The 20,915-nt window shown below is 57.7% G+C and carries 13 protein-coding genes and 1 pseudogene; 5 read left to right on the forward strand and 9 right to left on the reverse strand.

Features of this window, described 5'->3' with window-relative positions; translation table 11 throughout:
• Positions 1-64: 64 nt before the first annotated feature.
• The 4 genes from JMY24_RS14455 to JMY24_RS14470 all read right to left on the reverse strand — a co-directional run bounded on the left by JMY24_RS14455 (position 65) and on the right by JMY24_RS14470 (position 5,761).
• On the reverse strand, positions 65-1,372 hold the full coding sequence (locus JMY24_RS14455) for a solute carrier family 23 protein (protein ID WP_128594128.1): 1,308 nt from the start codon (positions 1,370-1,372) through the stop codon (positions 65-67).
• Between the two features lie 167 nt (positions 1,373-1,539).
• Positions 1,540-3,105, reverse strand: a complete 1,566-nt coding sequence (locus JMY24_RS14460; RefSeq protein ID WP_128594127.1) for a methyl-accepting chemotaxis protein — start codon at positions 3,103-3,105, stop codon at positions 1,540-1,542.
• 397 nt (positions 3,106-3,502) lie between these two features.
• A complete protein-coding gene (locus JMY24_RS14465; RefSeq protein WP_128594126.1) occupies positions 3,503-4,138 on the reverse strand; it encodes a DUF2239 family protein in 636 nt (211 codons plus the stop codon).
• 84 nt (positions 4,139-4,222) lie between these two features.
• Positions 4,223-5,761 carry a sensor domain-containing diguanylate cyclase gene (locus JMY24_RS14470; RefSeq protein ID WP_128589411.1) on the reverse strand — a complete coding sequence of 513 codons (1,539 nt, stop codon included), beginning with the start codon at positions 5,759-5,761 and terminating at the stop codon, positions 4,223-4,225.
• Between the two features lie 493 nt (positions 5,762-6,254).
• Here JMY24_RS14470 and JMY24_RS14475 point away from each other — a divergent pair.
• Positions 6,255-6,818: pseudogene (locus JMY24_RS14475) on the forward strand (MCP four helix bundle domain-containing protein); the annotation flags it as partial.
• Between the two features lie 94 nt (positions 6,819-6,912).
• On the opposite strand, the gene JMY24_RS14480 reads toward JMY24_RS14475, so the two are convergent.
• Positions 6,913-7,065 carry a hypothetical protein gene (locus JMY24_RS14480; RefSeq protein WP_164853378.1) on the reverse strand — a complete coding sequence of 51 codons (153 nt, stop codon included), beginning with the start codon at positions 7,063-7,065 and terminating at the stop codon, positions 6,913-6,915.
• A gap of 771 nt (positions 7,066-7,836) precedes the next feature.
• Between JMY24_RS14480 and JMY24_RS14485 the strand changes: the two genes are divergently transcribed.
• The 4 genes from JMY24_RS14485 (at position 7,837) to JMY24_RS14500 (ending at position 16,385) form a co-directional block, all read left to right on the forward strand.
• Complete coding sequence (locus tag JMY24_RS14485) at positions 7,837-10,980, forward strand: helicase-related protein (RefSeq protein ID WP_201702293.1); 3,144 nt, start codon at positions 7,837-7,839, stop codon at positions 10,978-10,980.
• 13 nt (positions 10,981-10,993) lie between these two features.
• Positions 10,994-14,461 carry a type ISP restriction/modification enzyme gene (locus JMY24_RS14490; RefSeq protein ID WP_201702294.1) on the forward strand — a complete coding sequence of 1,156 codons (3,468 nt, stop codon included), beginning with the start codon at positions 10,994-10,996 and terminating at the stop codon, positions 14,459-14,461.
• Positions 14,458-15,282, forward strand: coding sequence for a DUF3800 domain-containing protein (locus JMY24_RS14495; RefSeq protein WP_128594122.1), 825 nt, complete (start codon positions 14,458-14,460; stop codon positions 15,280-15,282). The genes JMY24_RS14490 and JMY24_RS14495 overlap by 4 nt, the downstream gene beginning before the upstream one ends.
• A gap of 761 nt (positions 15,283-16,043) precedes the next feature.
• Positions 16,044-16,385 carry a hypothetical protein gene (locus JMY24_RS14500; RefSeq protein WP_164853377.1) on the forward strand — a complete coding sequence of 114 codons (342 nt, stop codon included), beginning with the start codon at positions 16,044-16,046 and terminating at the stop codon, positions 16,383-16,385.
• Between the two features lie 136 nt (positions 16,386-16,521).
• Here the strand turns inward: JMY24_RS14500 and trfA are convergent, their stop codons facing one another.
• From trfA to cas7c, 4 genes are all read right to left on the reverse strand, one after another.
• Positions 16,522-16,752 carry a plasmid replication initiator TrfA gene (gene trfA / locus JMY24_RS14505; RefSeq protein ID WP_193424932.1) on the reverse strand — a complete coding sequence of 77 codons (231 nt, stop codon included), beginning with the start codon at positions 16,750-16,752 and terminating at the stop codon, positions 16,522-16,524.
• Between the two features lie 6 nt (positions 16,753-16,758).
• Complete coding sequence (locus JMY24_RS14510; protein WP_193424929.1) at positions 16,759-17,247, reverse strand: replication initiation protein; 489 nt, start codon at positions 17,245-17,247, stop codon at positions 16,759-16,761.
• 883 nt (positions 17,248-18,130) lie between these two features.
• Positions 18,131-18,361 carry a hypothetical protein gene (locus JMY24_RS14515; RefSeq protein WP_128594121.1) on the reverse strand — a complete coding sequence of 77 codons (231 nt, stop codon included), beginning with the start codon at positions 18,359-18,361 and terminating at the stop codon, positions 18,131-18,133.
• Positions 18,362-20,052: 1,691 nt separating this feature from the next.
• Positions 20,053-20,904 carry a type I-C CRISPR-associated protein Cas7/Csd2 gene (gene cas7c, locus JMY24_RS14520; RefSeq protein ID WP_128594120.1) on the reverse strand — a complete coding sequence of 284 codons (852 nt, stop codon included), beginning with the start codon at positions 20,902-20,904 and terminating at the stop codon, positions 20,053-20,055.
• Between the last annotated feature and the right edge of the window lie 11 nt (positions 20,905-20,915).

A 20,915-nucleotide genomic window follows, 5' to 3' on the forward strand; every position in this document is an offset into this window, starting at 1 on the left:
CAGCTACTGCTCAAAGTGCGGCGGCGGACCTTTGTTGAAGGTACGCGCGCCGCCGCGAGAACCGTCAGGCCACCGGACCTTGCGCCGGCTTCCTTCTGAGCAGCGCGTAAAGAATGATCGCGCCGAAAGTCGCGGTGCCGATGCCGCCAAGACCGAAGCCGCCGAGCTTCAGCGAGAAGTCGCCTGCGCCGAGTACCAGCGTGACAGCGGCCACGATCAGATTGCGGTTGTCCGAGAAGTCCACCTTGTTGACCACCCAGATGCGCGCGCCCGTCACCGCGATAAGACCGAACACGACAATCGAAACGCCGCCGAGCACCGGACCCGGAATGGTCTGGATGACCGCGCCGAACTTCGGCGAAAAGCCCAGCACCAGCGCAATCAAAGCGGCAATGACGAACACCAGCGTCGAATAGATTTTGGTCACGGCCATCACGCCGATGTTTTCAGCATACGTCGTCACGCCCGTGCCGCCGGCGAAACCCGAGACGACTGTCGCGAGTCCGTCGCCGAGAAAGGCGCGGCCGATAAAGCGGTCGAGGTTCTGCCCGGTCATCGCACTTACCGCCTTGATATGCCCAAGGTTTTCGGCGACGAGAATTACCGCGATCGGCGCGAGCAACGTCATGGCCTGCATGTCGAACACCGGTGCCGTGAAGTGCGGCATACCGAACCACGCAGCGTTAGCCACAATCGAAAAGTCGATGGGCTTGCCCATGCCGAGGCCGTTCGTCACGATTGCGTAAATCACATACGCCATCAGCAAGCCGACCAGAATCAGCAGACGTTGCAGCATGCCGCGTCCAAACACGGCGACGGCGCCGACGCACAGCACGGTGACCAACGCCATCCACGAATCGAAGTTGCTGGCGCTCACGCCGCGCACCGCAATAGGTGCGAGGTTCAGACCGATCACGCACACGATCGCACCAGTCACGACCGGCGGCATCAGCGTTTCTATCCAGCGCGTGCCGACCGCCGACACGATCAGCCCGATGATCGCGTACACCACGCCGCACGCGATAATGCCGCCCAGCGCGAGCGGAATGTTCATATTCGGCCCGTGGCCGCCGTAGCCCGTGATTGCGATCACGAGACCGATGAACGCGAAGCTCGAGCCCAGATAGCTCGGTACGCGGCCGCCGACCAGCACGAAGAACAGCAGCGTGCCGATGCCCGACATGAAGATGCAGAGGTTCGGATCGAAGCCCATCAGCAACGGCGCGAGCACCGTGGAGCCGAACATGGCGACGACGTGCTGAATGCCCATCGCGAACATCTGCGGCCACGCGAGGCGCTCGTCGGTGCCGACGATGCGCCCCTCGACGGCGTCTGGCTGCGCGCGCCAGCGGGGAAAATAGGAATCGGCCATCGCGGGGGTTCTCCTCTATTCGGCGTTTTTCGTGGACGACGGCGCAAAAAACAAACGCCGTGCGGGAATTACGCGCGAGTGTACGGAGTGCCATTGGAGGTGGCAAGCGCGAACAATATGGCGTGCAGTCCGTTGAAACAACACGTCGCGCGATGACGTGAACCCAATCACTCGCGCGTCGCTTCGAGCGAAAACACAGTCACCGCTTGCTGCAGCTGTCTCGCCTGATCCGCCATCGACGAGGCCGCAGCCGCAGCCTGCTCGACGAGCGCGGCGTTCTGCTGGGTCACGTCGTCCATTTGCGCGACCGCCCGGCTCACGCCCTCGATGCCCGTGCTTTGCTCCTGCGACGCCGACGAAATCTCGCCCATGAGATCCGTCACGCGTTTGATCGCCTGAGTCACTTCAGCCATCGTCTGGCCGGCCCGCTCGGCGAGTTCCGCGCCGCTGCCCACGCGTGCCGTCGAGCTTTCGATCAGTTCCTTGATCTCTTTCGCCGACACCGCGCTGCGCTGTGCGAGCGAGCGCACTTCCCCGGCGACGACCGCGAAGCCGCGTCCCTGTTCGCCGGCGCGTGCCGCTTCGACCGCTGCGTTCAGCGCCAGAATGTTGGTCTGAAACGCGATGCCTTCGATCACCGCGATGATATCGGTCATGCGTTTCGAGCCGGCAGCCAGTTCGCGCATCGTTTCCACGACGTCGTCGACAAGACCACTGCCGCGCGCCGCCACTTCCGCTGCGCCGTGCGCGACGCCGCCCGCCTGCTGCGCGTTTTCGGCGTTCTGCTTCACCGTCGACGTCAGTTGCTGCATGCTCGACGCCGTTTGCTGCAAGGCCGCAGCCTGCTCTTCGGTGCGCTGCGACAGGTCGGTGTTGCCTTGCGCGATCTCGCCCGACGCCGTCAGAATGGATTCGCTCGATTCGCTGATGCCCGACACGATCGCGGCGAGCCGCTCACGCATGTTGCGCAGCGCGTAGAGCATGCTGTGCGTGTCGCCGGCGCGGGTCTCGACGCGCACGCTGAGATCGCCATCGGCGATACGGTTGGCAAGCTGCATTGCGTAATCCGGCTCGCCGCCCAACTGACGCGACAAGCGCCGCGCGATCATCGCAGCGAGCACGCCGCCCGCGACGATCGCGCCGAGCACCAATGCGACCATCGCAATGCGCATGCGCTGATATTCGCTGGTTGCTTCCGCCTGCGCGTCGTTGCCTTGTTGACGGCGATAGTCGATCAACGCCGTGATGCGATCGCGCAATGCCTCGCTCGACGCAATCGCGCGGCGCACGAGTTCGTTGTTGTCGACGCCGGCCGGAATCGGCGCGAGTCCGATCTGCTGATGCACGATGCCTTCCCACTCCGCCGACTTGCCCAGCACGTCGTCGAACATCTGCCGGCCTTTGGCGGTGACGATAGTCGCGCGATACCGTTCGTAGCCCTCATGCATCAGCTTGAGCGAGCCGAGGATGCTGTCCTTCAGCTTCTGACGCCCCGCGTCGTCGGTCACGTAGCCGAGATTTGCGGCGGCGAGGTCGGCGTCGATCTTGTGGCGGTTCGCCTCTTCCAGCCAGTAAAGGCCGTCCATGTATTTGTCGCAGATCGCATCGGTGATGTCATGCATCGACGACAGCGTTTTCAGCGAAGTGCCGCCGATCACCACGGAAAATCCAATCACAACGGCAAACGCCAGCAGCAGTTTCCTGAACACGGTCATGCGGTCGAACCACTTCATTTGAACATCCTTCGGAAGTCACAACGGAATGCTCGCCGCTGCATCGTTGCAAACATGTCGCGACTCCTTGCGATGAGTCATGCATGCAGGACGTGGAGACGCAGCGGCGCTCACCTTTCTTTTACGGCGCTGACGGTGCTGACTTGAAGCGCTAAATGCCTGGAATAAGCGGGACAGGATAATGTAAGGAATGCCTGGCAGACGGAGCCGTGACAAACGCGCATGCATGCGTTTGAGATTCGTCCGATAGAAGTGTGTTGATTCGCCTCTTAGACTTCTCCCGCTGCGTTGACCCCATGTAGCGCATGCGATGTTGTTGTAACTCTCCGACTTTTCCGCTCACGCTCGACCGAGTGTGAGCGGTTTTTTTTCGCCTGGGCGTCGCGTTCAACGCGATTCACGCTTGCGCCTCGAACGCGCTGCCGGCGAGCCGCAATGCATAGGCGCGGACGTCCGCCGGCCATCCGGCGATTTTCTCTTCGAAGCGCGGTCGATCGCCTGCATAGAGCGCGCGAGTGGCGTCCTCGTAATCCGGCAGGTTGCCGGCCAGCGCGGTCATGAAGCGATACACCGCTTCTTGCGCCGCGCGTTTGCGCTCGCGCTGCTCGCCATTAGCGCGCGCCGTCTCCACGAGCTTGCGCAACGCGACCGACGCGCCGCCCGGCTGCGCGTTCAGCCAGTCCCAATGACGCGGCAACAAGGTGACTTCACGCGCGACGACGCCTAGCTTGGGGCGTCCGCGACCGCGCGGTGTGTCGGGCTCGGCGGCTGCATCGTTGCTTGCGTCGTTGTTTGCGTCGTTGTGCGAATGAGCGGCGGGCGACGCGCGGCCCAGGCGCGCGATGATCTCCTCAGCAGTGCCGCGCAGATCGAATTCGACCGGGGCGGCCGTGGCGTCGTCGAAAACCAGAACGGGCGCTTGCTCACCTCGCGCGATCACTTCCTTGACGGCGAGCGCCACTGCGGGCAACTGACCCGAGGCGATGAGGCGATGGCCTTCGAAGGCCGTGCAGGTGGTGCAGTACGTGGTCACGACAAACTCCAGGTCGGAAAGTTGTCGAATTATACCCGGATTAAATTAAGAAACAATATATTACCCGGGTATAATTAGTGAGACTCAATGGCCAGCCACCACCACGACAGCGCGCCCATTCGCCGATGCGCCGGTTCCCACTGTTCGGTATGGCACGACGCGATTGCGGCCGGCGTCTTTCGCGGCGTACAAAGCCTGGTCCGCGGCATTGACGAGCGCGCGGCTCGTCGTGAAGGCCTCGCCTTGCGTAGTGGCTACGCCGATGCTGACCGTCAACACGTGGTGCGAGCTCGCCACATGTCCAAGACCGAGCGCCTGGACCGCCGCGCGGATTTTCTCTGCAATGCAGATAGCGCCTGCTTCGTCGGTGTCCGGCAGCAGAACGGCGAACTCTTCGCCGCCGTAGCGCGCCGCCGTGTCGCCGGGACGCCGCACGTTGTGCGAGATGCAGTGAGCCACCGCGATCAGCGCGTCGTCGCCGGCCGAGTGGCCGTACAGATCGTTGAAGCCCTTGAAACTGTCGACGTCGATCAGCAGCATGGCAAGCGGTCCGCCGTTGCGCTGCGCGCGGCGCCACTCCTTCTCCGCGGCTTCCTCGAAGGTGCGGCGGTTGTCCACGCCCGTGAGACCGTCCGTTCGCGCGAGCCTGTGCAACTCTTCCTCGGCGAGGAGACGGCGCCGCATCTGCTGCGCGAACAGCACGGCCAGCGCGATCAGCGTGAGGTCGAGCGCGCCGATCAGCGAGCCTATGATCCATGCGCGCCGCCGCCAGCCCACGTAGATGTCGCGCGTGGACAGCGCGACATCGAGGATCAGCGGATACATGTCGATGTGGCGAAACGCGTACCAGCGCTCGACGCCGTCGATCGCCGCGGTGCCGAAGAAGTCGCCGCTCGGCTGCGCGACGAAGCGCGAATAGTTGGAGGTACCCGTGAGATTGATGCCGATCGTCTTCGGGTCGTACGGACGCCGCATCAGCATCGTGCCGTCGCCTAGCATGAGCGCCATTGAACCGCCGGCGCCGAGGTTCATACCGTTGAAGAGGCTGCGAAAGTATTTCAGCCGCATGGTGCCGACCACCACGCCGCCGAAGCTGCCGTCCGGCCGCGAAATGCGCCGGCTCAAGCCGATGCTCATATCAGTGCCCGTCGCGCGCGGCATGAACGGGCGACTCACGTACAACCCCACGTTGGGCGAATCGCGATGCACCTTGAAGTAGTCGCGGTCGGCGAGATAGACATGGCGCGGCGTAACGGACTGCGAATCGAACTTGATATAGCCGGTTTCGTCGATCACGAGGATCGAGCCCATGTCTTTCGCGGATGCCGAGCCGTCGAACAACACCATCTGACGCAGCGAAGGCTCCAGTTGCAGCACGCGTGGCTGCTTGAGCCCTTCGATCACCGTCCGTATCGACAGGTCGTAGATTTCCAGATTGCGCGACACGTCGCGCTCGACCAGCAGCGAGACGTTGAACACAGAATCCTGCGCGCGCCGCAACGCGTCGTCGTGCATCTGGGCCAGCACCCACACTGCAATGGCCAGGATTGCGCTGGCCAGGACGCCACTGATCGCAATGATGAAGTTCGGACGACGCGTGACCATTAGGTTCGGTTTGGGCATGCGCGGTCTTCACGCGCTAGGAGAAGGGAGAGACGCGTCCACCGGGGATCGCGTCTGGCGAACCCGTAGCGTAACAGAGGTCATCTTGCGCAAATGATCGAAAAGACGGGTCTTTAGTGCCTAGCGCGCGGCTTTTAAACCGCTTACGCGACCGCACTCATCGCTCGACGCCGCGTTGCGCTACTGCGTTCGCGGCCTGTGTCGCCACGACTGGCGGTTGCCGCGTCGTATGCTGATTGGGTGACGCTGCCGCCGCGACGCCCATGTTCTGTGGCGATCTCATGCTAAGTCCGCAATGGATTACCCCGCCTCCCTCAAGTCCGCCCGGCGCGACCCGATAACCAGTAAATGGAATGCCGGTTTCGTGCTCGCACGCAATCGCAACACTGCGCGGGACCGTCGGGAAGCACGGCGGTTACATAGACGCTCCCATTCCGGACCTGAGAGTCCATAACGAAACGTCCAGGTTTCGTCCTTGGAGAAGCAAAAATATATGGCCGCCTTGAACCAGTTCAGTATTAAAGCGAAGCTGATTGCCGGCTTCGGCACGTTGTCCCTGATCGTCGTCGCGGTTGCGGGACTTTCCCTCAAGTCGCTGAGCGATTCGACCGATGGGTTCTCCAGCTTCGTGCGCGGCATCAACGCGCGTGCCGACATGGCCGTACAGGTGCGGACAGCTGTCGACCGTCGCGCGATCGCGGCCCGCAACCTCGTGCTCGTGGTGAAGCCCGAAGACCTCGACATGGAGAAAGCGTTGGTGGCGCGCGCGCACGGAGATGTAACGGCGAACCTGAAGAAGCTGAACGAGATGGTGAAGGCCTCCGACGCGAGCGAGAAAGCGCGCAGCCTCGTGGCCGAGATGAACCGCGTGGAGACTGCGTACGCCCCCGTCGCGACCGACATTGTCGGTCTCGCGCTCGTTAATAAACGCGACGAGGCGATCGCCAAGATGGACGATCAATGCAGGCCTCTGCTCGCGGCGCTGATCCGTGCGACCGACGCGTATGCGGACTACGCGCATTCGCGGCAGGAGGAGATGATCGCCGGCTATGCGGCCCCCCCTTCGCGCGCCGGTTGGCCCTTGAGGCCCTGCGTGCAGAAGACGTTCGAGTGGGATAATTGGATTTGGCAGATCAGCTTCACTATGTAGATCACATCCGGTTAATTTGGCGGCCGTAGCCGTTGGGCCGTTTCGGCAAACCCAGATAATCTACGTTCGTCATTTCGCCATTGCCAGAATGGCCGCCCCTTGCGAGGACGGGACGCTTGCTGCTCGATGCGGTGAGGTGCAGCGGCAGACTCATGTCCTTGTCAATAAAGCGGTCTCATTCAGGACTTGGCGCAAAGGCATTGGATCTGAGCCATCCAATCGGAGACGGTCGCATCGACTGCGAGACTGTATCCACTTCGCGCACGCTTGCATGCATGCGCAAGCACCTAGCGGAACAGTCGACCGCGGCAGTGTCTTCGTAAAGATCAACCGGTTGCACCCCGTGTAACGACCGAAAACGGTTGGCTGTGTCAAAATGTGGACTGCTGCCATCAGGTGGTGAACGACTCAACCGTCGAGAACGGCCTACGGAGTTTCAGTGCAATCGGGGTGGAGGCACCGCAAAGCAGTGGCGACTACCTAAAACTACATGTGCCAGCGGCTCACGTTGGTCAGCACCCGATGGAAGTCGCGCGCAATGCCGATGGACGCAGGCTGGTTCAGTGCGCAAACACTCGCGGCGCAAGGTATCAACGAATCGATTACAGGGAAGCGCGGCCGCGGACGAATTAACACAAGGCGTTTTATGCCTCACACTGCGCGATCGTAATCTCGCTGGCCCACGCCATCCTTTGGAACTCACACCCAACCGGTCTGGATCGCTGAAACCCTTTCGCAGGCTCTTCGACACCTTTCCGTTTCCATTCCGGAAATGGAGGGAGATGTTCAGGCAACGGGCCGGAACGTTGTAAGACCGGCATTGCGGCCAATGGAATCGCGACGTTTTACTGTCCCAACAGCTTCGAGCCAAGAGTGACACGGACGCGGAGAACAAGGGCGACATGAAGGCAAAAGGAGCTAATACGTGCCGAATCGAACAAGCCTAGCCGGCAGCGAACTGTTCATTGTCGATAATAGCAACGACGACTGGAAAGCTGTCCGCTATCTGCGCGACTGGTGTCAACTCTCGAAGTCGATCGACATTGCCACGGGGTATTTTGAAATCGGGGCCTTACTTGCCTTGGGAGCCGAATGGAAGCAAGTTGGAAGTATTCGGATACTAATGGGCGACGAAATCTCCCGGCGGACCAAGAGAGCATTTGAAGAAGGCTTAGTCCGTGTGGCGGGACGGCTTGACCAAAGCATCGAAGCGGAAAAAAAGAAGAACGACTTCTTGGAAGGTGTCGCTGCCATTGTCGATGCTATTCGCAGCGGACAGATTCAATGCCGCGTGTACCGTAAAGACAAATTCCATGCAAAGGCGTATATCACCCACGCCAGAATGGACGTCATTGGCTCATCTGCCTTAGTTGGCTCCTCCAATTTCACGCACCTTGGCTTAACCCAGAATATCGAACTCAATGTACAGATCACCGGTACCCCAGTTGCCGTCCTCCAAGAGTGGTACGAGCATCACTGGGAGGCTGCGGACGACGTGACACCGGATTTGCTCAAGGTCATCGAACGGCATATCGAGGAGTACTCGCCATTCGAAGTCTATGCCAAATCACTGCTTGAATTTTTCCGCGGTCACGAGCTTACGGCAACTGAGTGGGAGCGTGAACATTCGGCAGTCTACAAGATTCTTGCACCCTATCAGCGCGAGGGTTACCACGCTTTGCTCAAGCGGGCGAGCCGTTACAAGGGCGCGTTCCTATGTGATGGCGTTGGCTTGGGGAAAACGTATGTCGGCCTGATGCTGATCGAACGTCTAATCGTGCATGACCGTCTAAAAGTGGCGCTCTTCGTTCCGAAGTCAGCTCGCAAACCAGTCTGGGAACGCGCGCTCCGACAGCGCCTACCGCACCTTTTTGGCAAATACAGCCAGCTCGAGATCTTTAACCACACCGATCTGATGCGTGGTGGTCAGACGGCCGAAGATATCGCTAGCGTTCGTGATCGCGCAGATGTGATCATCGTCGATGAAGCCCACCATTTCCGCAACACTGGGACGAAGGGCGATCCGAGTGATCCACAGTCGCGCTACTGGAAGCTGTATCAGTTGGCTGATGGCAAGGCCCTTTTTATGCTCACCGCCACGCCGATCAACAACCGGCTGCGCGATTTGCAGCACATGATTGAGTTGTTCTCCCGTCGACAGGCTGACTACTTCAAGGACGCTCCGCTTGGTATTCACTCATTGCCGGGCCATTTCCGCAAGATGGAAAAAGAGCTTGAGCGGTCGCTAGACCGGTCTGGCGACGACGGCGAGGTTATGCAGACCGACCAGATTGAAGCCGACGGAGTGCTCGGCACGGACGCGTTGTTCCAATCGCTTGTTGTCCAGCGTAGCCGCGCTTACGTGCGCAAGAGTCTGGAAGCTACTGGTACCGGAGAGATTCTCTTCCCTCAGCCGCGGGAACCGAAAGTCCAGCCGTACTCGGTCAAGCAGACCTACGGCAAGTTGTTGCAAATGTTAGAGGACGCCTTCAGCAAGCAGAAGCCGTTGTTCTCTCTCGCTATCTATTATCCCTACAACTACTATACCGGTCAGGAACAAGACATCGATGCCTTGGCCGAAGGACGCCAGAAACAGGTCGTTTCACTCATCCGAACACAGTTCCTCAAACGTTTTGAAAGCTCAGTGCATGCCTTCCGTTCTTCCTGCTGGAATCTGCTCCTCAAGTTGTTGGCATGGGTGGAAGTTCATGCGGAGACGTCGCATGAGAAGCGTCTGCTGGAACGCTGGAAGAACCAGCATTCGTCATTTGTCGATTACGTTCATCAGAACCAGTATGAGCTGTTTGGTGACTCCAGCGACGAGGACGCCGACGAAGATATTGTTCCAGAAGAGTTGCTCGAGGCTGTCGAAAAATTGCCGCGCGATCAGTTCAAGATCGATGAAATCATCGCCGAGACGATCCTTGATCTTGATCAGATTGCCGCTTTCCTGAAAGAACTGGACAAATTCAAGCCGTCGCAGGACAAAAAGCTGCAGGCCCTGATCGCCTTGCTCAAGAGGGACCCCGTATTAAAGGAGCACAAGGTGCTGATCTTCAGTGAGTTCATGACCACGGCACGCTATCTCAAGCAGCAACTCATCGATGCTGGCATCGAAGGTGTCGAAGAAATCGACAGCGCCACCAAGGTCGATCGTGGCGAAGTCGTCACGCGCTTCTCACCTTACTACAATGGGTCTTCCAGTCCGAAGTTGGTCGAAGAGGGTAAATCGGAAATTCGGGTCCTGATTTCTACGGACGTGCTGTCCGAAGGGCTAAACCTCCAAGATGCTACTCGTATCATCAACTACGACCTGCACTGGAACCCCGTCCGTCTGATGCAGCGAATCGGCCGCGTGGATCGACGCATGGACCCCGAAGTCGAAGCACGGTTGCTTGCCGACCACCCGGAACAGAATAAGTTGCGCGGCGAAACCGCCTACTGGAACTTTTTGCCACCGGACGAACTGGATGAACTGCTGCGGCTGTTCCGCACCGTCTCCAAGAAGACTCTGCGCATTTCCAGAACCTTCGGCATTGAAGGCAAAAAACTGTTGACACCGGAGGACGACTATCAGGCGCTCAAGGAGTTCACCGACGCTTACGAAGGCACCCTCTCACCCGTGGAGTCGATGCATCTAGAATTGCAGGCTCTGCTAAAGGCGCAGCCGGAACTTGAAGCTCGTCTACAAGCCCTGCCGGGCAAGGTATTCAGCGGGAAAGAAAACATGGAACCCAATTGTCGTGCCGTGTTTTTCTGCTTCGCCTTGCCCGCAAAACAGGCGGGCGAAGAACACTCTGAAGATCAGTCGCAGTGGACGCTGCAAGCAGGTTACGTGCAGTGGTACCTGTTCGATCTTGCCAGCGGCGACATTTTGGAAGACGCGCCGCAGATCGTCGATTCGATCCGCGCCACGCCGGATACCACGCGTCACTGCGAAATCGAGCAAACGACGCTGAAACAAGCACGCGAACGAGTCGAAAAACACATCAAAAACAGCTACCTGAAGAGAGTCCAAGCGCCGCTGGGTGTCGAGCCAGTGCTCAGGGCGTGGATGGAACTGAACTGAAAAAGGGCACGACATGACAGAAGAACAACGCCTACGCATGCGCTGCATTAAGACTTTCGCGCAGCTTCTCGATTTTTTGCGTGATGAATTGGACTGGCCCATTGACCAATTTGAGGACGAAGACGACTTAACCTTCGATTGGTCCGACGATCTGGGGCTGAAGGACTCCGAGCGCGTCGGCATCCGGCAAATCAAGCAGCTTCGCCCACTGCAAAGTGGTCAGCCTTGGGGTATCTTTTTTATCGATTTCGAGAAGAAACGTCTGCCCATCGTTATCTTGCGTCGCGTCCTGAATGCGCTGGTGATGAAAAAGCGCGGAAGCGCCAATAAAGCGCAGCAGGCTGCTTGGCAACAGCACGACTTGTTGTTTATTTCCGCCTATGGTGCCGACAACGACCGCCAACTGACCTTTGCGCATTTCAGCGAACTGAGCGGTGACCTGATCGACACCAAGCCCACGCTTCGCGTATTGGGGTGGGATAGCGATGACACGAATCTCACGTTGGACTATGTCGCCGACACGCTTGGTACAAAACTTACATGGCCCGAGAACACCGAAGATCTTGCCGCTTGGCGCAAACAGTGGTCACAAGCCTTCGAGTTGCGTCACCGGCAAATCATCGATACTGCAAAAGAGCTCGCGCAGCGGCTAGCAGAACTGGCCCGGCGCATACGCAACCGCGCGTCGCTCGTACTTGAGCATGAAAGCGAAAGCGGCCCGCTACGCAAACTGATGAAGGGTTTTCGTACGGCGTTAATTCATGACCTAGACGAAGCTCAGTTCGCAGATATGTATGCGCAGACCGTCACTTACGGTCTGTTCTCTGCCGCTGTCTCCCGTACCGTACCGGGCGCGGGAACGGCCGTGGTTCAGGAAGATGTTGTCGCGATGGTGCCGGTTACTAACCCCTTCTTAAAGGAAATGCTAGAGAGCTTTCTCAAGGCCGGCGGCCGCAAGGGCAAAGTGGACTTCGATGAACTTGGTATTCAAGAAGTAGTCGATTTGCTGCGCGACCCTGCGACGCGACTTGATTTGGTGCTTAAGGATTTCGGGAACAAACGGCGCGACGAAGACCCGGTCATTCACTTCTATGAAGACTTTCTGGCTGCATACAACAAGGCGCTGAAAGTCCAGCGTGGAGTCTTCTATACCCCCCAGCCAGTAGTCTCGTACATCGTCCGCAGCGTCCATGAGCTGCTACAAGTCGATTTTGGGCTCGAGGACGGCCTTGCAGATACATCGACTTGGGGCGAGATGCTGCAAAGGCATCCTAACCTGCAACTGCCGTCGCTCACAGACGAACCGGGGGAGAAGCAAACCATTTCGCTTGACGAGCCCTTCGTTCAGATTCTTGACCCGGCAACCGGCACGGCAACCTTTCTAGTTGAGGTGATCGAAGTTATCCACGGTCATTTGACGAACAAGTGGAAGAAGAACGGACTGAACGAGGCGAAGCGCCAAGAGGCCTGGAATGAGTATGTGCCCAAGCATTTGTTGCCGCGCGTTCATGCATTCGAATTGATGATGGCACCGTATGCCATCGCACATATGAAAATCGGATTGAAACTGGCTGAGACAGGCTATCTATTCCGCAGCGAACAACGGGCACGTATTTATCTGACGAACGCCCTAGAACCGAAATTGCGGCAACTACCGTTCGTTGAATTCAAGGCACTCGCTCATGAAGCCGAGACCGTGAACGAAATTAAGTGGCACAAGCGGTTTACCGTGATCATTGGAAATCCGCCATATTCGGTGTCATCATGGAATTCAGGTGACTGGATTACCGGCCTTGTCGAAGAATACAAGCGAACGGTTCGAACTGAAGAATCACAAATCCAGGCGCTTTCGAATGATTACATTAAGTTCATGAGATTTGGCGAGTGGCACATTCAGAAGAGCGGCGTGGGTGTTCTAGGGCTCATCACAGGGCACGGTTATTTACATGGGACACAACCCCGTGACCTGAGAAATCATCTTAGTGGCAGCTTCAATCGTTCCTACTGCCTCGATTTGCACGGGAGTTTGCGTCGCATAGGAAACGATGACGTGGACGACCAGCCGGTATTTGAAATTATCACAGGCGTTGCTATTTTTGTTGGATCGCGAGTGATCTGTCCAGAGCAGGCGACCTTAACGGTCTTAAGCTCCTTGACGGGGCTCTTGGAGAAGAAATATGCCGCTCTGAAGGAAAAAACGGCGATAAATATTGCTTCTGCGGTTCAACCGCACCGGCCAACAGCTCCATATTTTTATTTTGCGATCTCTGAAACCTCCCAGGATATCCAGGACGAGTATGAGCGTTACATAGACCTACCAACTTTGTTTGGCAGCGGCAAGAGGAACGCCGATAAAGAGCGTTATTGGGCAACTGGTTTTGCGAGTCAGCAAGATGAATTGGCCATGGCATTTTCTCGTGCTGAGCTTGAAGAAAAAATGGCAGCGCTAGCCGAATCGAGTTCATTCGATGAGTTGAAACAGAAATATCGAATTTGCACGACGAATCAGTGGAACTACGACGAGGCAAGGGAATTTGTCAAGAGCGGTTTGTGGCGAGAGTATATCGGACAGGTTGCATATCGCCCTTTTGATCGGCAGTGGACCGTTTTGCACAAACATATTTTAACAATCCTGCGAAAACAGGTCATGTCTCAATTGAGTGTCGAAGATCATGATCTTGGGCTAATTTGCTCGCGAGCAGTTAATGATCTGAGATTCGCGCATTGCTTTGTTAGTTCAGAGCCTGTCGATAAAATCTTTATTTCATCAAAGACGTCGACCAATGCATATGTATTCCCCTTGTTTTTCAAGGAGAACGATATGTATGGGAAAACGCGACGCCCAAATTTCAGTCGATCATTTCTAGACCTTTTGGCGAGCACCCTCGCACTGAAGCAGACCGGTGAGCATGGAATACCAGCGGGCCTCACGCCGGAGGACATCTTTCAATATGTATACGCTTTATTCCACAGTCCCAGCTATCGCAGCCGCTACGGTGAATTTCTGAAAATTGACTTCCCACGCCTGCCCTTGACAGGCAGTTTGGCGTTATTCCGCTCATTGGCCCAACTGGGGCGGGAGCTAGTTGCGCTGCATTTATTGGACTCACCAGCCCTCGATAGGCCAAGCACTGAATTTATCGGTAATGGGGACGCTGAAGTCGCGCGCGTCGTTTGGATAGAGGGGACTGTTTGGATCAACGCACCGGCATGTCGAAAGGGTGGCTCGCAGCAGCCTGGTTCCGTGGGTTTTCGTGGCGTGTCGGAAGACGTTTGGAACTTTCACGTCGGCGGATATCAAGTCTGCGAAAAATGGCTCAAGGATCGCAAGGGACGAACTTTGAGCACTGACGATATTGCTCACTACCGTAAAGTCGTCGCCGCTTTATCGGAAACCTTGGTCCTGATGGATAGGATCGACCGCGTGATCGACGAGTACGGCGGTTGGCCGGACGCATTCACGGCGGAAGACGCAGCATGAGGGATGAGAACGAAGCGAACACACTGGATTTCTTCGTTGATGAGGCCGGCGATCCCACGTTGTTCGACGGCAAGGGTCGCGTGCTCGTTGGCCAGGTAGGTTGTTCAGAAACATTCATACTCGGCAAACTGGATGTGAACGATCCCGCCGCCTTGCATACAGCACTGGAACAACTGCGTGCAGACCTGATGGCCGACCCTTACTTCAAGCGCGTGCCTTCGATGCAGCCTGAGCGTCGCAAGACCGCGCGGGCTTTTCACGCCAAGGACGATGTGGCTGAAGTACGTCGTGAGGTATTCAAATTACTCATGGGTTTCGATCTACGTTTTTATGGCGTGGTGCGCAGCAAATCCGCGCTGCTGGCAAATGTGCGGCGGCGTAACGAGAGTGAGCCGGGCTACCGGTACCGAGGCGACGAGCTCTATGACACGCTTGTCGAAGAGCTGTTTCGGCGCTACCACCCTTTCGCTGACCAGCTCAACATCTGCTTTGCCAAGCGTGGCAGCAAGACACGAACACATGCGTTCCGATCCGCCATCGAGCGCGCCGAAGCGCGTTTCGAATCCGACTACGGTTCCCGCCGCTCGACAAAAGTGACCATAATCGCCAGCACTCCACCCGAGAGTTCCGGTCTTCAAGCGGTGGACTATTTTCTATGGGCCCTGCAGCGTCACTACGAGCGCCAAGAGAACCGTTACCTCGAACTGATCTGGGATAAGGTCGTCGAGATAGAGCACATGGACCGGTTCGAAGCCGGCCGCAAAGGTGTCGTCTACAGTAAGAAACGCCCCCTGATCACAGACCAGGAGGCGCCGGAATAAGAGGTGGGAGGTATAGGAGCCGGTAGCCGAAGCCATCGGATCACACGGCATGAAGCCGAATTTTGCCCCCGCACTCGTTATTAGTATAGCAGATCGGGGCACCCCAACGATCCGCCGGAGACGGATGAAACGCGTTCCACTGATGGGCAATTGATTATTGATGGTTCGCTTGGCTGATGGCGTAGGCGCCCATCCAAAGGCACCAACTGCGGTCGTATGCGGAAGATCCACTGTCGTGGGTTGACGCTGACTCCCGATGACGCGGCGTAAACTTTGACCGGGCACCTCCCGTTGGACAACTTGGAGCAACACGGCCGGTCAACATGATTGTCGCGGCCCAGCCCGCACCACCCTTGCCCAACTTCAGCGACTTTGACTGGTTTGGGGAGTCCCCGCCACCACCTGGCATAGACATCAGCGAAATCAAAACGTGGGACATTGATGCAGTTGACCACACAGTCTCTCGGGTAGAAGCATGGTAAGAAGAAGGTAGAGGGTGAAAAGCATCCCGCAAAGGCCTTGCCAGCAAGGCGTCTGGCATTGCGAACGGAACGCTAGCCCGGAAACGCAGAATGCACCCCCGCTGGCCGTTTTGGCCGTCATCCGTGTCCACACGGCCTGCTAAATCCTTTTGGTGCTAAGTTCAATGTGCCCCGCTGCGATGATCTTGACCCGCTCCAGTTCTTTCATGCCAGCAGTCGGCATGCCCTTGCACTTCGCATCGGACTGCGATACTGCACCTCCTCCTTCAACCATCCGCGATGAAATCGTTGAACGATGTCGTCCGAAGTTGCCACCAGCCGCTGAGGCGTTTTCGCCATATTCTGGTCCTGCCATATTTGCAGGCGCTTTGTCCAATTGATCAAGGCAAACTCGCAATTTTCGTAGAGTTGGCGCCATCTTCAATCAACCCGAACTGGTCGTCGTATTTCCTGCAAAGCCTTCTTCCGTCGCTCGAAGGGCGCAAGGGGCACAAAGTGAGCCGCAGTAGCCCCATGATCGGACGTGTGTCGAGAGCGCAACGCCGCATTCGTTACGCGAAGCGCACGGCACAAAGCCGCCCGCATGCTCGGGATGCAATTCGCCGCAGCATGATTAGATAAAGATTAAAAACCGCCGGCCTTCTTGGCTAGGTGTCGGCGTTGCGAGTCGCTGGGCTTCTTATCGACATGTACTGGGTCGCCTCGAATGTCGTAGCTGAACAGTTGACCGTGGGCCTCGCTCGCCTCGGCCAAGGCATCAAGGGCCCTGCGCAGAGTTTGTCGCCCGCTGCTCGAACTCTCCGTCCTCGCTACCTGCAAGCTTCAGCAGTGTGTCCGTGCGCATCGGGTAGGGCTTTGCATGACTGGCGTAGAAGCCGTGCAGCCATTGAGCTAGCGACTTCCGACCAGCGCGACGCACATTCCAGTCGATTTGCGTGAATTGCTCCGCTGCGAACAAAGTTTGCAGCTTAGGGTTGACCACGATCATCCATTCCTAGGTTTCATTGTCCTTATACGCCTCATCGATCAAGCCACCGATGTATGACCGCCCGTCCTGCTTGATTTCTACTGCGTTGGCTCTTAGACGGGTGATACGCGTGTGCAGCACCCTACGGTTCTTGCCCGTGTCAGTCTTGCCCATAAGCTTAAGCAAGGCATAGGACGTTACTCGGCACGGCACCCCCAGCGCCTGAAGGCGCAAGATATGGAGCACTCTTTCCAATCCATCGAGGTCAACCTGGTCAAGGCGTTCGCCAGTGTAAAGAATGGTCAGTCCGTCGAGCGTTGTCACCTGCTCGCCCGACATAAAGCGGCGCCGGCCCTTGGCGATAGCGCCGAACAGTGGTGACCGCAGGAAGCCGTTGGGCACGCCCCGCACAAAGTCGGGCCAATGCGGTAACTTAACCACGTCGTGCGGAAGCGGTATGCCGGGCAGCATGTTGCGCTTTTCACTGGCGCCCCGCTCCCGGTGCTTCTTCTGCAATTCCGCGACGCGTGCGACCAGTGCATCAGCCGAATGGCGCTCCGAATCGCCGCCTGCATCTGTTGGTCGCCGCCCAAGCACGTGTGTGCGGACAATGCTGCCCCTCAAATCGTCAAGCGGGATGACTCACCGCTTGACGTCGCTATGCGAGCGCTTCGCTACCGATATGGCTTTGGGTGGGCGACCCCGCCGGCGCTTTTCAGGTAAGGTCTGTTCCGTCACGTTGGGAAAGTCTGCGCCAGCGACGTGTAGGCCGATCCATCTCTCTACATCTTCAGCGCGCCATAGAAGGCGCTTCGTGTTCGGAAGGCGGCAGATCGGCGGAAGGGACTGGGGATTGCGCGTCGCATCGCTACGGATGCTGGCGACAGATTTCTGTAGATGCTCAGCGAGCTGATCAACCGTGAGTAGAGCTTGCATGGACATTGGCCTTTTTTGCGCCATGTCACATTTGTGCACACAGCGGCGTTGGTTAGCTGATGTATGCAAGGTTGACTCTTAGGGTCACCGATCACGGTAGAGACATGAAGTGTTTTTTACCAATGAGTCACGTGATCTCGAACCACTGTGCGGCGCCACAAATCTGCCACACCTAGTGTGCAAAAACCTGCCGCGGATTGCAAAACAACGCACTACATCGCAAGACGTAGTGCGTTGTTTTTATAAGAAATTGTGGTGGGAGGAGGACTATCAAACAAAGCTCTGAAATGCTTATGCCAAGCCAATTCCATAGTTTCAACGGGTCAAGTTGCCCCCATAGTTGCCCCCAAGCTAACTACGCTGCTTTCGTAACGCGGCGCTCCGGATAAAGCCATGGTCCGAGCGTGTGTGCTGGCTGCCGCCGCCGCGGTGTGGCGAGGGCCGCCGAGAACGGGTCAAGCCGTCAGTCCAATAGGCGCATCTGCCCGCGCGCTTCGAGTTGTTGCTGCTCAGCCACCTTTGACTTTCGGCGCCTGCGCGGCCCTTGGCGCAAGCACACCACCATAATAGTCTTGGCCTCGTCCTCGGTACATGCGAAACCATCGGGGCGCGTCACTGTGATCGTGTATTCCTCTTCAAGATCCGCCGGTCCGTGGCGAGGTTTTCCAGGTAACTCGAGGTAAATTTTGGGCATAGAAACGGACGCCTTTCAAAATAAGCTTGCATGCCAAATCATCCGCTACTGTCCCACCGTATCCTTGCAAGAATCAGTGCGCTCGCGAACTCTCGCACGCACCGTAGAGGCATCATGGCAGATTGTCTTCCGTCCTTTGCTGGCCGCGGCGCGCAACTACGGGGATGTGTGCATTGCGTGAGCCGCATCTGAGCACGGGCCACTCCTTGTGTTCGGTATGGCAATCTTTCAATATCCCGGTCAACAGCAACGTCTTGACTCTTAATCTGCAGGTCCAGTGTCCGAGTCACTCCCGCCCACCAACAAGTTCGAAAGGTTGCACGCGAAAACGTCACAACCCTTTTTCCATTCCCGCCTCCATGTAGCCGCGGTGTAACCCGATTGGAGGCACGCCGGAGGCCCCTAGGGGAAGAATGCGACTCTGCCGTGGTCGTCTTCTTCCTGCCGGTCATAGTCCAACACACGCGTCCAAAAACAGTGCGGCGTTGAGGTCACTGGCAAAGGCAGCCGGGATGCGGTTTCAACCTACGCGCCGTGAAGGCGCGACGCAATGAAGTTGATCGGCAGATCCGGCGAACACTTATTTCAGCCCATGCGCCCATGAAGAGCGCGACTCGCGCTCGCATGCCATGAGTACCTGCCGATGCGGTTCCCAACCCACACGGCCGTGGGAGACGCGACACTTCACTCCGCAGCACATCATTGTGAACGTGACAGCGGCTTTGAACCAAGTACGGCTGAGGCGCGACAGTGGATCGCGTGTTCCTTCTGCGTCTTCTTGATGTTTCAATCCTCGCGCCCGCCTGAGGCGCGACAATAACGCCTTTTGCACATCCTCACCGTCCTCCATGTTTCAATCCACACGGCTGCGTGAGGTGCGACCGATGAACGACGTAAGACATACCTAGCAGCGGAGTGTTTCAATCCACGCGCCCGCGTAGGGCGCGACGAACTTCAAGCCGATGCTGCAAAAGCAGTGGACGTTTCAATCCACGCGCCCTCGTAGGGCGCGACACGTGAACGCGATTCTCAACGAGTGCAAGCTGAAGTTTCAATCCACGTGCCCGCGTGAGACGCGACCTTGTTATCCATCACGACACGCCTTCCATCACCATGTCCTTCATTCTATGCTCCCGCGTTAGGCGCGACGCGAAGGATGCCTCATCCTGCGGCGTTGGATAGCGTTTCAAGCCACGCACCTGCGTGAAGCGCGACCGCCTCGCCGCGGGACTACACGCTGTGCCACAACCTGTTTCAATCCTCGCGCCTGCGTGAGGCGCGACCAGTTCTGCAACCAAGCCGCGATCTACAACTACAAGTTTCAATCCACGCGCCCACGTCAGGCGAAACGACTTCATTTCATCCATCGCATCGCGGATCAAGTTGTTTCAATTCCGCCGCGCGTGGGATGCGACTATCTTCCGATGATGCAGATCCCTATGGCCGCAGTGTTTCAATCCGCGCGCCCGCCCGGGCGCGAGCCGGTCAAATCAACGACCGGTGAGCGACGTGTTTCCATCTACGGGCCCGCATGAGGCGCCACTCCGCACTCGAAGAGAAAGCACCTTTACAATCATTCAATGCTTGGCGAAACGGCCGGGAAATATTCGGATGTCTCCGGTCCGCGAAACTGACATGGAATTAACTGGTACGGCGGCGATGGGGATCAGGTCCTGGTCTTCCTCGTCTACTCAGAAGCCATCCATGATTTCGGGCTCGAGCCCGGTCAACGCGTTATACAGCACCCGCTCGTCGAAGGACCCATCGGGCTGCAGCAACGAACGCAAGGTCTCGTGAACCTTCACAGAAGAGCATTGACCCAGCTTCGACCGGTGCTTCCACCAGACTACCTTGAGAACATACATGCTGCCTTCTGGCCGACCCGACGACGCATCATTTTCGAGCAGCCGGGGAAGCTGAACCTTGATGAGCTCCGCGTCCGAATCACTGAACCCGGTACGCTCGGCCAGTTGCGGATTGATGCTGCCGTAGGTTTCATAGATGCCAAAATCCACCCGATACTTCATGCCCATCGTATCGGACCCGCGTTTGCTTCCATCGCCGCTGCTGTTCACGCTTTTCGTGATCTGGGTGCTCGTGATACTCACGGGCTCCCTGCTGAATGCTGACTGAATCGTGACCGGCCCGCGGACACCGAACGAAACGCCCGCGGCGTCATCGTCCCTCCCGAAGGCGAAGAGCTGACCAAACGCACGGACGTCAAACCATCGGGTGCACGCCTCGTGGGCGATTTCATCCCTGCTCATCCCTTTCTTGAGCTTGCCTTTCCCCAGCGCGCTTTCGAAGCGGCTGCGCAGACTGACTTCGCCATCGTTCTTGCGGTCATCGGATTGGACGAAGATGGCCTGGCCGGTTTCCTGTAAACGGTCGCGCAGTTTGCGCTTGAGGCAGACGTCGGTGATCTCACCGTTGCCCGAATAGTCCGTCCTTGGCCGATTGCCGTTAAGCGGATCGCCGTTGGGGTTGGCATTTTTGACGCAGAGAATGAGCGCGAAATCGATCTTGTTTTGCAACGTGGTCATGTTGTTTGCCT

This window comes from Paraburkholderia kirstenboschensis, assembly GCF_904848585.1.
Taxonomy (GTDB): domain Bacteria; phylum Pseudomonadota; class Gammaproteobacteria; order Burkholderiales; family Burkholderiaceae; genus Paraburkholderia; species Paraburkholderia kirstenboschensis.